9 protein-coding genes are annotated in these 14,006 nt (G+C 72.8%); 8 read left to right on the forward strand and 1 reads right to left on the reverse strand.

Annotated elements, in window-relative coordinates; all coding sequences use genetic code 11:
• The first annotated feature begins 5 nt into the window (after positions 1-5).
• The 8 genes from hemC (at position 6) to ElP_RS30980 (ending at position 12,538) form a co-directional block, all read left to right on the forward strand.
• A complete protein-coding gene (gene hemC, locus ElP_RS30945) occupies positions 6-974 on the forward strand; it encodes a hydroxymethylbilane synthase (protein WP_145276836.1) in 969 nt (322 codons plus the stop codon).
• A 260-nt stretch (positions 975-1,234) separates the two neighbouring features.
• Entirely contained in the window at positions 1,235-4,387 is a 3,153-nt protein-coding gene (locus tag ElP_RS40830; RefSeq protein ID WP_197446508.1) for a hypothetical protein, read from the forward strand.
• Positions 4,384-6,429 carry a M14 family zinc carboxypeptidase gene (locus ElP_RS30955; protein WP_145276838.1) on the forward strand — a complete coding sequence of 682 codons (2,046 nt, stop codon included), beginning with the start codon at positions 4,384-4,386 and terminating at the stop codon, positions 6,427-6,429. The genes ElP_RS40830 and ElP_RS30955 overlap by 4 nt, the downstream gene beginning before the upstream one ends.
• Positions 6,426-6,737: a hypothetical protein gene (locus tag ElP_RS30960; protein WP_197446509.1), complete on the forward strand. Its 312-nt coding sequence runs from the start codon at positions 6,426-6,428 to the stop codon at positions 6,735-6,737. Before ElP_RS30955 ends, ElP_RS30960 begins: the two co-directional genes overlap by 4 nt.
• Positions 6,734-7,234, forward strand: coding sequence for a hypothetical protein (locus ElP_RS30965; protein WP_145276839.1), 501 nt, complete (start codon positions 6,734-6,736; stop codon positions 7,232-7,234). Before ElP_RS30960 ends, ElP_RS30965 begins: the two co-directional genes overlap by 4 nt.
• Positions 7,235-7,271: 37 nt before the next feature.
• Positions 7,272-9,041 carry a M14 family metallopeptidase gene (locus ElP_RS30970; RefSeq protein ID WP_145276841.1) on the forward strand — a complete coding sequence of 590 codons (1,770 nt, stop codon included), beginning with the start codon at positions 7,272-7,274 and terminating at the stop codon, positions 9,039-9,041.
• Positions 9,042-9,196: 155 nt separating this feature from the next.
• On the forward strand, positions 9,197-9,721 hold the full coding sequence (locus tag ElP_RS30975) for a tetratricopeptide repeat protein (RefSeq protein ID WP_145276843.1): 525 nt from the start codon (positions 9,197-9,199) through the stop codon (positions 9,719-9,721).
• Positions 9,722-10,003: 282 nt separating this feature from the next.
• Positions 10,004-12,538 (forward strand): ATP-dependent Clp protease ATP-binding subunit, encoded by a 2,535-nt coding sequence (locus ElP_RS30980; RefSeq protein ID WP_145276845.1) that lies wholly within the window; start codon positions 10,004-10,006, stop codon positions 12,536-12,538.
• Between the two features lie 157 nt (positions 12,539-12,695).
• Here the strand turns inward: ElP_RS30980 and ElP_RS30985 are convergent, their stop codons facing one another.
• Entirely contained in the window at positions 12,696-13,946 is a 1,251-nt protein-coding gene (locus ElP_RS30985) for an alpha/beta fold hydrolase (RefSeq protein WP_145276847.1), read from the reverse strand.
• Positions 13,947-14,006 lie beyond the last annotated feature (60 nt).

A 14,006-nucleotide genomic window follows, 5' to 3' on the forward strand; every position in this document is an offset into this window, starting at 1 on the left:
AGCAGATGGGACGAGCGGCGGTCCGGATCGGGACCCGGGGCAGCGCCCTCGCCCGATGGCAATCGGGGTGGGTGGCCGACCGCCTGCGCGCCGCCCACCCCGGGCTGTCGGTCGAGCTGGTCGAGATCCGGACCCGGGGGGACCGGGACCGCAACTCCCCCCTCTCCCAGATCTCCGGCGGCACCGGCCTGTTCACCAAGGAGATCCAGCGGGCGCTGCTGGACCGCGAGGTGGAGGTCGCCGTCCACAGCCTCAAGGACCTGCCGACGCTGTCCCCCGACGGCCTGACCCTGGGCGCCATCCCCGAGCGCGAGGACCCCGCCGACGCCCTGGTCGCCCCCCGGCACCGGACCCTGGAGGGGCTCCCCCCCGGCGCGACCGTGGGCACCGGGTCGCTCCGACGCAGGGCGATGCTCCGCCACGCCCGGCCGGATCTGGAGGTGGTCGACATCCGGGGCAACGTCGAGACCCGGCTGGCGAAGGCCACCTCCGGCGAGCTGGACGCCGTCGTCCTGGCCGCCTCGGGCCTGCACCGGCTCGGCCTGCTCGACCGGGCCACCCAGCGGCTCGGCCCGCCGGGCTTCCTGCCCGCCGTCGGCCAGGGGGCCCTGGGGATTGAGTGCCGCCGGGACGACCCGGGGACGATCGCCCTGCTGGCCCCCCTCGATCACCCCCCCACCCGGCGCGCCGTGCTGGCCGAGCGGGCCTGCCTCGCCGCCCTGGAGGGCGGCTGCATGGTCCCCCTCGCCGCCTGGGGCCGCGACCTCGACGAGGGCGACGGGGAGGGCGACAGGGGCGGCCTGCTCGCCCTGGAGGTCGCCGTCTTCGACCCCGACGGCCGGGAGCGCCTGGACGGCTCCCGGACCGGCCCCCGTTCCGACCCCCGGTCCCTCGGCCTGCGGGTGGCCGACGACCTCCGGGCCGCCGGCGCCGACCGACTCCTGGGCCTGGCTCGCCCCGGGGGGGGCCCCTGATGACGGCCCCGTGACCGCCCCCCCGGGCCCCGGGGCCGATCGCGGGGCCCGGACGGCCGAGCCCCGCCCCCGGGGCCGGACGCTCCCGCCGGCCGGCCGCCATCGGGGCGCGAGTCCCCGGGACCCGGCCCGAAACCCCCCTGGACGATCTTTGGCATCTCGGCCATCATGCGGGCTCGGATCGGGCCGAGACGCGGAGGCGTCGTCCCGACCCTCGCCCCCCCGACCGGGGGCCGGGCCGGGACCGAACCGAGGGAGCGGTGCGGACGTTGGAAGCCGATCGACGCGGCGAGAATCCCCCCCGAGACGCCGAGCCGTCGGCCCCCGGAACGGGCCCCCCGGCGTCGTCGAAGGCGCGGTGGCGGCGGGTCGCGATGGCGGGCCTGGCGGTCCTGATCGGGATCACCAGCCTGGCCGTGGCCCGGGTCAACCCGTGGTTCGTCGCCCCCTATCTGGTGATGATGGGCTGGATCCTGCTCGGCCCCCGGGGCTCCTCCCGGGCCGCCGAGGGCGAGGGGGCCCCGACCCCGGGCCCCGCCCTCGGGCCGGCGGGACCGAGCCCGGCCGACGCGTTCGGCCGGGGCAACCGGCGGGTCGACCCCGCCCAGGATCGCCCGGGGCCGGGCCCGTCCTCCCCCCCCGACCGCGCGGCCCCCGAGCCGGCCCGGGTCCCCGCCGTCCGGGGCTGGTTCGCCCGGCGATCGAAGTCCGACGCCCCAGGACTCTCCCCCGACGACCCGCCCGAGTCCCCGGGGGCCGCCGCCGACCTCCTCCCGGTCGCCGAGACCGACGAGCCGCCGCCCCACTCGCCCGACCCCGCCACCCCGCCGTCGAAGGCCAGGCGCCGACGCCGCAAGAAGTCCGACCCGCCGGAGCCCGAAGCCCCGCCGACCGAGGTCGTCTGGGTCCGGGTCGGCGCGAACCAGTTCGTCCGCCAGGAGATCCCCCTGGCCCCCCCCACGGCCGACCCGGACGGTGACGGTGTTGCGGGCTCCCCGCCCCCCTCCGACCCGGTCGATCCCCCCGGCGACTCCCGAGGGGGTAACCCTCCCGACGCTTGGGCCCTCGCCGAGCCGCCGGGTGACGCCCCGGAGGATGCCGAGCCCCCGGCCGATTCCTCCTTGGCCCCGGGCGTCGGCCCCGGCCTCGCCGGGGGAAACCGGCCCCGGTCCCTGCCGATCGACGGGGCGCCTCACGACCCGGAGGGCCCGGACGCCGAACCCGACCCGGAGCATCCCCGCCCCGATCCGGGCGACGGTCCCGGCCTCCTCGACCGCCCCTACGGGAATGCCCCGGTCGATCCCCCCGGTTCCCCGGACACTTCCTCCCCGATCCACCGGGCCGACGCGGAGGCCGCCCCTCATCCCGACTCCGACTCCGACCCGGCGGCGATCGACGACGACCCCGAGCCCGCCGACCTCCCCACCGGCGACGACGCCCCCGATCCGACCGTCGGCGCCTCCCTCGCCGTCGAGGGGCAGGATGCCCCCCCCGCCGACCCGGGGCTCGCCCCCGACTCGGGCCGAGGACCCTTCGAGGACCCTATCGAGCCCGGCTCCGACGACCAGGAACCGGGAGGCTTCCAGGACGAACCCGAGGACGAGGACGACAGCCCCAGGGCTCTCGAGGACGACGACCTCGACGACGAGACGGACGAACCCGACGACGACGATCCGAATGACTCCGGGCGTGATGCCTTCGACGACGACGACGACCCCGACGACGACGGCCCCAGTCTCGATGATCGGGACGAGGACGAGGAAGACGAGGACGACCTCGACGGCGGGGACGACGACTTCCGTTCCCATACCGACGAGCGGGACGACGACCTCGACCCCGACGAGGATGAGCCCGAATCCGACGACCTCGGGCCGGAAGTCGGCGAGGAGGAGTTCGGCGACGACGACCTCGACGGCGACGAGTCTGGGAATCTCGATGACGACCCTCTCGACGATCTCGACGCCGACGATCTCGATGACGAGCCGGGAGACGACGACTTCCGGCCCGATCCCCCCCCGACCGGGACCGGCCTGGCCGAGGGGCCGGCGAGCGAACCCGGGGACGAGGGGACGGACCCGAACAACGACGACCCGTGGGACGAGGACGACGAGGACGACGACGACGAGGACCGCTGGGGGTCGAGCGCCGCGGAACTTGCCCAGTCGATCGTCGGCGACTCCCACCGGCCGGCCGATCCGCCCGACCGTCCCCAGTCGGAGCCCGAACCCGGGCCGGCGGCGGCCGAGCCCGAGCCCGAGCCCGAGCCGGGGGCGATCCCGTCGGGAGGGGGCGTCGTGGGCTACGGGCAGGACTTGCAGAGCTATCTGCAGGACCTGATCAACATGGCCGGCGGCGCCGGCGTCAGCCGAGCCTCCCCGCCCCCGCAGCCGAGTCAGCCGGTCCGCCCCGAGCCTCCCATGCCCCCGGGCGTCGCCCCCCCCGAGCTGCCCTCGCCGAGGGAGCCGGAGGCCCGCTCCCCCGAGGGCGACCGGGGCGCCTCCGGCGAGGACGAGGACGACGCGGCGTCCAGGAGTCTCGTCGCCACCCCTGAACAACGGGACGACCCGTCCCCCCCGGTCGCCCTGGGGCCGGTGGCGGGGAGACCCGAGGCCGTCGACCTCCGGGGACCCAGGGCGGACGGAACCGCACCCGATCCGACCGGGGTGCCCGATCGGACCCCTCCCGGGCCCTCCGTGATCCGGTCCCCGGCCCCGGAAGGCCTGGCCGGGACCGGGACCGGTACAGGTTCGGGTCCCCTCCCCTCGACCAGATCGACGGCCCCCGGGCCCCCGCTGCTCGTGCCGGGCACCCGCCTGGCGATCGGCCGGGGACCGGGGGTCGTGCTCGGACATCGGCCGGGGACGACCGTCCCCCGGGCCGAGCCGGACCACCGGGGGCCGATCTCCGGCTCCCGGCCCTTCCGCCCGCGGGCCCGATACCACCCCCGGGCCCCACCAACCGCCCCCCGGGTCGCGCCCGACCGGCCGCCTCGGCGGCATCGGCCGGGCGTCGAGACGCGACCCGCCCCCGCCCCCGCCCGGCTCGTCGACGGGACCGGAAGGCTCGGCCGCGACCCGAGCCCGAAGGACCACCGCCGACGAACCCGGGCGACGGCGACCGGAAGACCCGAAGGACCTCGGCCGCGACCCGAGGTCCCCGGACGACCGGTCGCCCCCTTCCGGATCGGGCGGCGTCTCCTCGACCTCGCGAATCGAGGGGCCGCCGCCCGACCGTCCGCCGGGCCGCCGGATCGAGCCGCCAACCCGGCCACTCGACCGGGAACGGCTCCCCCCGCGTGGCCTCCCCCGATCGAGGTCTGGCCCGTCGACCGACGGCCGGTTAGATTCGAGGCCCGAATCCGCCGCCCGGCCCCGGCCGCCCGAACCGACCCCCGAGAGCTCGCGACGCGATGACCCTACGGACCGGATCTCGCCTGCTGCTGTTCGCCCTGGCGTCGCTGGGGCCCATGGCCCCGTCCCGGGCCCGGGACGACGCCCCTGCCCTCTTCCCCGAGGGCTACCTGGACGCCGACGCCCTCGACGCCCGCCTCCGGGAGCTGGCCGAGGCCCACCCCGACGCCGTCCGCCTCCGGTCGATCGCCACCTCCGGCGAGGGCCGTGACGTCTGGCTCGTCACCCTCGGCGAGGAGCCCGGCGAGGACCCGAAGGACCGGCCGCCGGCCGTCCTGATCGTCGCCAACCTGGAGGCCGACCACGTGGTCGGCAGCCAGGTCGCGCTGGGGCTGGTCGAGCGGCTCGCCGGGGAGGACGGGGGCGACGAAGCCATGCGGGAATTCCTCGACGACCACACGCTCTACGTCGTCCCCCGCCTGAATCCCGACGGCGCCGACCGGCTGTTCGAGGAGCCCCGGCGGGCCCTCCACACCAACCTCTCGCCCACCGACGAGGACCGAGACGCCCGGGCCGACGAGGACGGCCCCGACGACCTGGACGACGACGGCCTGATCCTCCGGATGCGGGCGAAGGACGAGGATGCCACCCTCGTCCCCGACGACGACGACCCCCGGATCCTCCGCCCGGCCGAGGCCGCCGAGGGGGAGCGGCCGGCCTATTCCGAATACGACGAGGGGACCGACGAGGACGGCGACGGCACCCTCAATGAAGACCCCGAAGGCGGCGTGAACCTCAACCGCAACTGGCCCCACGACTGGACCGAGCTGACCGACGCAGCCGGATTCAGCCCCGCCGGCGAGCCCGAGGTGTTCGGCCTGATCCGGTTCTGCTACGACCACCCCGAGATCGCCGCCGTCTGGACCTTCACCCTGCACGACTCCCTCCGCACCGAGCCCAAGAAGCCCGGCACGACCCTCGCCGACGCCGACCTCCCCTACTTCGTCGAGCTGTCCAAGGCCTACCGGAAGCTGATCGCCCCCCCCAAGCCGGAGGCCGAGGCCGACGGCGAGGCGGAGCCCGACGCCGACGACGAGCCCGCCGAAGATCCCGAGACGCCGGAAGAGCCCGCCCCCATCGTCGACGGCGACGACCCCCTCGCCGCCGTGCCCGAGGCGATGCGGGACCGTGTCATCGAGGCGTTCGAGGGGCTCCCGGCCGAGGAGCAGGACCGCCTGCTCGACGAGTTCAACGAGGCCTCCCCCCTGGGACGGGCCCGGATGCTCGCCCAGTTCCTCGCCCGGATCGGCGCGGGCGAGGGAGCGGGAGAGGGCGAGACGGCCGAGGCCGGGGAGGAGGAGGAGGAGGAAGAGGATGAGGCGGAACCCCGGCCTTCGCCCGGCGGCGGCCCGGCCCCGGCGGCCAGCTCGGCCCTCGGCGCGACGACCGACGGAGCGATGAGCGAGTGGGCCTACCACCAGTTCGGCGCCGTCGCCGTGGCCTCCTCCCTCTGGCCCGAGCCCTCGCTCCCCGAGCCCGCCGAGGGGGAATCCAAGCCCCCCGCCGACGGCGAGGCCCGCTGGCTCTACTGGAACGACGAGGTGATGGGCGGCCGGGCCTTCGTCCCCTTCGACGAGGTCGAGCACCCGACGCTCGGCACGGTCGAGGTCGGCGGCTGGCTGCCCGGCGTCCGGGTCAACCCGCCGATCGGCGAGGTGGAGGCGATCACCGAGGTCCAGCGCCGGTTCCTGGCAGATCTCGTCGGCCGGCTCGCCTCGCTGGCGATCGTCGACGCGAAGGCCGAGGCGAAGGGGGCCGGCGTCTTCGAGGTCACCGCCCGGGTCGAGAACCCCGGCTCTTTCCCGACCGCCCTGGCCCAGGGCGTCACCACCCGGCAGGCCCCCCCGGTGCTCGTCCGCCCGAGGCTCGGCGAGGCGAGGCTGCTGGCCGGTCCGACGCTCGACCGGATCGACGCCCTGGAGGGCTCGGGTGGGTCGAGGGAGTACCGCTGGCTGATCCTGGCCCCCGACGGGGTGGATTCGATCGAGCTGGAGGCCTCCTGCCCCCGGGCAGGCCGGGTCGTCGAGACGATCGAGCTGCCGTGAGCGGCCCCTTCACGGTCGACGACGTGTTTCGAGGTCCCCAGCTCCTCTCGGGGAGATCACCGACGGAGGTCGCCGGGCTCCTCGGGCAGCCGGAGGGCTGGCGGGTCGAGCGGCTCTCCCGGGGGAGCAGGGCCGGGTCGGGCTGGGTCCTGCGAGAGTACAATGCCGAAGGGGTGCCCACCGGCCGGATGATCCAGTGGCATCCCGGCGGCGGCCATCACGGCGCCGACCCTTACTGGAAGGTGAGCAGCCCCGCCGGGGGAGTCGTCCGCGTGGGACCGCAATTCGGCCGAGGAGCCGGGCCATGAACCTCGCCCTGATCGACCTCGACGCGCCGATCGTCCCCGACGAGGGACTGGGCGGCGTGGCCCTCAGGGAGGAGCTCAGCACTCAACTTGCCGGACTGCTCGATGCCTCGCCCGGAGGAGACGCCTCGTTCGAACTGGTCTCGCCCGCCGAGGCCCGCTTCCGGCCGGGGGACGGCGAGGTCGAGATCGCCGTCGACGTGCGAACCGGCCGGATCTTCAAGCTCATCGCCCGCCCCGGCTATCGGGGTACGCTCTTCGGCGCCATCCGGGTCGGCATGACCGCCCAGGAGGCCATGCGCCTGGAACCCCGGCTCTACTTCGACGAGGCGGAGGGAGCCCTCTACTGCCGGGGCGTCGCCGGCGTGCAACTGGACCTCGACGACCCCGACCCGCCCTCGGGCCTCGTCCCCGGGCTTCCGATCGTCGCGATCTGCGTCTTCGCCAAGGAGATCGAGACACTCGGGGGGCAGGACGGCGACTGGTGGACGACCGGATGAGGCCCTCGCCCCGACCGTTTCCGCGAAAGGCTTGCTGATGCGACAACTTGCCGCGACCCTCCTCACGCTCTCCGCGCTGGCCCCCGCCGTCTCGTCTGCCGACGACTCGGCCGGCCCCTACTTCGAGCCGAAGGTCCGGATCGCCTTCAACAGGCTGTACGACTATCCCGAGCTCGTCGAGGCGATGCGGGCCCTCGTCGACGGCCACCCCGATTTGCTCTCGATGGAGTCGGTGGGCCAGAGCGTCGAGGGCCGGGACATCTGGTGCATCACCGTCAACAACCCCGAGACGGGGCCCGACGCGAGCAAGCCCGCCTTCTACTGCGAGGGGAACGTCCACGGCAACGAGGTGCAGGCGGCCGAGGCCTGCCTGTACCTCGCCTGGTACCTCGCCGAGAATTACGGGAGGCTTGATAAGGTCACCGAGATGGTCGACCGCCGCGCCTTCTACGTCCTGCCCACGGTCAACCCCGACGGCCGGGCCTGGTGGTTCGACGCCCCGAACACCCCCAGCACCTCCCGGAGCGGCAAGTCCCCGGTCGACGACGACCGGGACGGCCTGCTCGACGAGGACGGCTACGACGACCTCGACGGCGACGGCCAGATCGTCCTCATGCGCCGCAAGAGCCCCGACGGCCGGTACGTCCTCTCGGGGGACGACCCGAGGGAGATGGTCCCGATCCGGCCCGAGGACGAGGCCCGGGGAGACCGCTACGAGCTGCTCGGCTACGAGGGGACCGACGAGGACGGCGACGGCGACGTCAACGAGGACCAGCCCGGCTACTACGACATGAACCGGAACTGGCCGGCCGACTGGCAGCCCGGCCACATCCAGGGCGGGGCAGGGCCGTTCCCGCTCTGCTGGCCGGAGACGAGGTCGATCGCCGAGTTCATCCTCGACCGGCCGAACATCGCCGGGGTGCAGTCGTACCACAACGCCGCCGGGATGATCCTCCGGGGGCCCGCCCACCCGAGCCGGGAGTCGGAGTACCCCCGGGAGGACGAGAACATCGCCCGGGCGATCGGCGAGGTCGGCACCCGGCTGCTGCCGTTCTACCGGAACTTCATCATCTACAAGGACCTGTACGCGGTCCGCGGCGGGTTCGTGAACTGGACTTACGAGCACCTCGGCATCTTCTCGTATACTAATGAGCTGTGGAACAACGCCCAGCTGCTGGGGTCCCAGGCCGGCCAGGGCGGGGGGCTGGAGGACGCCGTCGGCGCGAGCGGGGAGGCGGCGCAGCTGTTCGCCAACGACCGCCTGATGCTCGGCGCCAACTTCATCGATTGGCACGAGTTCGACCACCCGACCTATGGCCCGATCGAGCTGGGGGGCTTCGTCAAGCAGTCGCAGCGCGTCCCCCCTCCCTTCCTGCTGGAGGAACTCTGTCACCGCAATACGGCCTTCGTCCTCTACCACGCCGACCAGATGCCGCTGCTGGACTGGGCCGGGGTCGAGGTCGAGGGACTCGGCGACGGGCTGTATCAGGTGACCGCCTCGGTCGAGAACGCCCGGGCCATTCCCACCCGGTCGGCCCAGGCCCGGCGCCGGGACATCGGCCTGCCGGATCGGTTCAGCCTCTCCGGGGACGGCATCGAGGTCCTCGGCGGCGGCCGGCTGCTGGACGCCGACACCGGCCGGGTCGAGCCCCAGGAACACACGCCCGACCGCATCGAACTGCCCGGGGGCGTCGAGGGGCGGTCGATCGCCCGGGTCCGCTGGTTCATCCGGGGGGACGGCGAGGCCACCGTCCGCTTCGAGGCCCAGAAGGGCGGGACGCTGGAGCGGGCGGTGAGCCTGGACTGAGCGAGGGGGAAGGCCGAGGGCCGCCCCGGCCGCCATCCTCCTTGCCCCCGGCGGGCCGATCCGTTAGACTCCGATCCGTACCGAAAGGAGTCGCCCGGTCCCCCGATCCGATCGATCGGGGCAGGGAGCACGGCACACACGGAAGGAGCCGAACGATGCCCAGACGCGTCTGGATCGCCGCGTTGAGCCTCTGGCCGGGGCTGCCGCAGGTGTGGTCGGGGCAGGAGGTCATGGGGCTGATCCTGGCGGGCTTATTCGCGGCGACCCTCAATGCGGCCATCGTCACCCACCTGATCTGGACCGAGGCCGTGTCGCCCGCCCTGACGACCTTCGTCACCGCGCTGGCCGCCGGCACCTGGGTGGCGGGACTGGCCTATACGCTTTGGTGGGTCTTGCGGTGCCACCCGGAGCGCTACCGGGCCGAGATCGAGCAGCTCTACCGCGAGGCTACCGAGCACTACCTCCGGGGCCGTTGGAACGACGCCCGGCGCCGGTTCGAGCAGATCCTGACGATGGACGAGACCGACGCCGACACCCTGATGCACCTGGGCACCCTGTTCCTCCGCACCGAGCAACCCGACCAGGCCCGCCGGGCCTTCCGCCAGTGCCTGGAGCTGGAGGGCGGCACCAAGTGGCGATGGGAGATCGACCAGGCCCTCGCCCGGCTGGGCAACGGCTGAACCGGCCCGCGACCCGGCCCCCTCGCCCCCCCGAAACCCGGGAGAGGTTGAAAAGCGGGGGGAGGGTGCCGACAATTGACTTCGAGTAGGGTCCCCGGCGCCGGGGCGGCGCGGCCGGCGGCTCGCCCGACCGCGATCGCCGTCCCCCGGGGAGCCCCGGGCCGACCGGACCGGACAGGACCACCCGAGAACAAGCGGTCGCACCGCGTCGTATCATCGTTTGAGGATGCCCCGGCCCGGTGCGGCCCCGGCCGGGCGGACAGCCGTCGGAGTCGATCGCTGATGTACGAACGTTTCACCGACCGTGCCCGGAAGGTGATGCAGCTGGCCAACCAGGAGGCCCAGCGCTTCAACCACGAGTACGTCGGCACCGAGCACGTGCTGCTGGGCCTGGTCAAGGAGGGCTCGGGGGTCGCGGCCAACGTGCTGAAGAACCTCGACGTCGACCTGAGGAAGATCCGGGTCGAGGTCGAGAAGATCGTCCAGTCGGGCCCGGACATGGTCACCATGGGCAAGCTGCCCCAGACCCCCCGGGCCAAGAAGGTCATCGAATACGCCATCGAGGAAGCCCGCAACCTCAACCACAACTACGTCGGGACGGAGCACTTGCTGCTGGGCCTGCTGCGAGAGCAGGAGGGCGTGGCCGCCCAGGTGCTGATGAACCTGGGCTTGAAGCTCGAGGAAGTCCGCGAGGAGGTACTCAACTTGCTCGGTCACGGGATGGACGCAGGCGGCGAAGCCGAGCGCGGCGGCGCCGCGGCCAAGGGCGGCAAGTCGAAGACCCCCGCCCTCGACAGCTTCGGCCGAGACCTCACCGAGCTGGCCCGCCAGGGCAAGCTCGACCCGGTCATCGGCCGCCAGAATGAAATCGAGCGGGTGGTGCAGATCCTCTCGCGACGCCAGAAGAACAACCCCGTGCTGCTCGGCGAGGCCGGCGTCGGCAAGACCGCCATCGTCGAGGGCCTGGCCCAGCTGATCGTCGACGCCAACGTGCCCGAGCTGCTCCGGGACCGCCGGATCGTCGTGCTCGACCTGGCCATGATGGTCGCCGGCACCAAGTACCGCGGCCAGTTCGAGGAGCGCATCAAGGCGGTCATGAACGAGGTCCGCCGCGCCAAGAACACGATCCTCTTCATCGACGAGCTGCACACGCTCGTCGGCGCCGGCGGGGCCGAAGGCGCCATCGACGCCTCCAACGTCCTCAAGCCCGCCCTGGCCCGGGGCGAGGTCCAGTGCATCGGCGCCACCACCCTCGACGAGTACCGCAAGTACATCGAGAAGGACGGGGCGCTGGACCGCCGCTTCCAGATGGTCGTAGTCAACCCGCCGAGCAAGAGCGAGGCGCTGGAGATCCTCCGGGGCCTCCGGGACCGCTACGAGGCCCACCACCGGGTCCAGATCACCGACGAGGCCCTGGAGGCCGCCGTCGAGATGTCCGACCGCTACATCTCCGGCCGATGCCTGCCGGACAAGGCGATCGACGTCATCGACGAGGCCGGCGCCCGGGTCCGCCTCAAGGCGATGACCCGCCCGCCCGACCTCAAGGAGCTGGACGAGCAGATCGAGCGCCTCAACCAGGACAAGGAAGAGGCCGTCGCCAACCAGGATTTCGAGCGCGCCGCCGCCCTCCGGGACCAGGCCGACAAGCTCAAGAAGAAGAAGGAAACCATCACCCGGGAGTGGCGGGAGAAGGCCAAGGAGGTCGACGGCACCGTCGACGAGGAGGTGGTGGCCGAGGTCGTCTCCAAGATGACCGGCGTGCCGCTCACCCGCCTGGAGGCCGAGGAGACCGAGCGCCTCGTCCGGATGGAGGAGGAGCTGCAGAAGAAGGTCATCAGCCAGCGCGAGGCGGTCAAGCGGATCAGCCAGGCGGTGCGACGCAGCCGGGCCGGCCTGAAGGATCCCAAGCGCCCGATCGGCAGCTTCATCTTCGCCGGCCCCACCGGCGTCGGGAAGACGCTGCTGGCCAAGAGCCTGGCCGAGTTCATGTTCGGCGAGGCCGAGGCGCTGATCCAGATCGACATGTCCGAGTACATGGAGAAGCACAACGTCAGCCGACTGATCGGGGCCCCTCCCGGCTACGTCGGCTACGAGGAGGGTGGCCAGCTCACCGAGAAAATCCGGCGGCGGCCCTACTCCGTCGTCCTGCTCGACGAGATCGAGAAGGCCCACCCCGACGTGTTCAACATGCTCCTCCAGATCATGGAGGAGGGACGCCTGACCGACAACGTCGGCCGGGTCGTCGACTTCAAGAACACGATCATCATCATGACGACCAACGCGGGGGTGGAGGCCACCTCGCAGTCCAACGTCCTCGGCTTCGGCCGGAGCATGGACGACCCGAGCAACTACGAGGAGATGAAGGAGCGGCTCAAGGTCGCCATCGAGAAGTACTTCCGCCCCGAGTTCCTGAACCGGCTGGACGACATCATCGTCTTCCACAACCTGACCCGGGACGACCTGAAGCACATCATCGACATCGAGCTGACCAAGGTCCGCCAGCGCCTGGCCGACCGCGGCCTGACCCTCGTGCTCACCGAGGAGTCGAAGGACTACATCATCGACAAGGGGTTCAACCCCGACTACGGCGCCCGGCCCCTGCGTCGCGCGATCGAGAACATGATCGAGGATCCGATGTCCGAGTCGATCCTCCGCGGCGAGTTCAAGGGCAAGGACCTCCTGACCGTCACCGTCGGCGACACCGAGGACGGCCGCAAGCTCGTCTTCGACGCCACCGCCAAGGGGGAGGAGGCGCTCGCCGGCGCCGGCTCCTCCTCCGGCGAGGGCCAGCCGAGCGACGAGGGTGCCGGCCAGTAATCCCCGAGCCACGGACGACCCGGCCCGGGTGGTTCGCCCGCCCGGCCGGTGATCCCGGATGGTCAACACGCGACGCGGGCGGTGGATCCCGGTCCACCGCCCGCGTCGTTCTTCTTTCGTCTCGCTGCGCCGATCGCGGGCCGACCGTCCCGGAGGATCAGCGGGGCTGCCTGGAGGTGGGGCGACTCGCCGGGCCGGCCCCCGCCGCCCCGGCGGTCGCCTCGACGAACGCGGCCACCTCCCGGGCGAACCGCTCGTGGTGTTCCATCAGGCCCATGTGCCTGGCGGGAGCGAGGGTCTCGAGCCTGGAGTCGGGGATGCCGTCTCGGATCCGCTCGCTGGCCTCGGGCAGGAGGATGGGGTCGCGGTCCCCCGCGACGACCAGCGCGGGGACCGCGATCGACCGGAGGCTTGCCGTCGCGTCGTATCGGAGCATGCCGAACATCCCCCGGGCCAGGACCGCCGGGGAGCCGTGCGGGGCGAATCGGGTCGCCCGTTCCAGCTGCTCCCGCGACTGGCGACCCGCGAACGACTGGCGGGCCGTCGAGAGGTGGAGCGTCCCGTTGAGGTAGCTCATCCAGTTCATCAGCCAGACCAGCGGCGAGAGGGCGATGGTCAGGTGCAGCAGCGGCACGATGAGGGGCTTCTCTAGCGCGGTGTAGAGGGGCGCATTCTTCGTCGTGCGGACCGGGTTGGTATAGGTCGTATGCACCAGCACCAGGCCGGCGACCTTCGGGCCGATCGCCCCCGGGAACTGCTGGCAGTAGGTCAGGGTGATCATGCCGCCGATGCTGTGCCCGAGCAGCACGACCGGCCGCCCGCCGGCCAGTTCGACGACCGCGTCGAGGTGCCCGGCGAGGGTTTCCAGGCGGTAATCCCGGTTGTCCGGCCGCTTCGACCGCCCCAGGCCGGGCAGGTCCCACATGATCAGGCGGAAGCGGCCTGCCAGGTGGTGGCGCAGCTCCAGCCACTCGTCCCGGTTGGCCCCCCAGCCGTGCGTCAGGACGATCGTGGGCGCGTCGGGAGGACCGTCGATCACCACGTGCAGCTCGCTGCCGTCCGGCCGAGCGAGGCGATGCGTCTCCCCGTCGGAGACCTCCGGCCCAGCCCCCCCTCCCCTCGCCAGCAGCAGCGGGACGAGCCCGGGGCCTCCCAGCAGCGACAGCGCGAGCAGCGTGCCCCCGCCGATGAAGTAGGCCATGACGCGGGCCCGGTGCTCGCCCTCCTCGCCCCGAGCGTCGGTATCAGTCCCGTCCGCCACGCCGGCCAGCTCCGGGCGATCGGGTGGCGGGTCGGGATGGTCCCGGACCTCCTCGAAGCCCCGGTAGAGGAGGTAGGCCGCCAGGCCGAGGGCCGCGAACGAGAACAGCCCCCGGAACCAAATCCCGAGAATCTGGACGGGCATCATGGACGGTTCGCCTATTTCGAGAGGATGTCGCCGGAGGTGGCCGCAACCTCAAGCAATCCA

This window comes from Tautonia plasticadhaerens (genome assembly GCF_007752535.1).
GTDB classification, from domain to species: Bacteria; Planctomycetota; Planctomycetia; order Isosphaerales; family Isosphaeraceae; genus Tautonia; species Tautonia plasticadhaerens.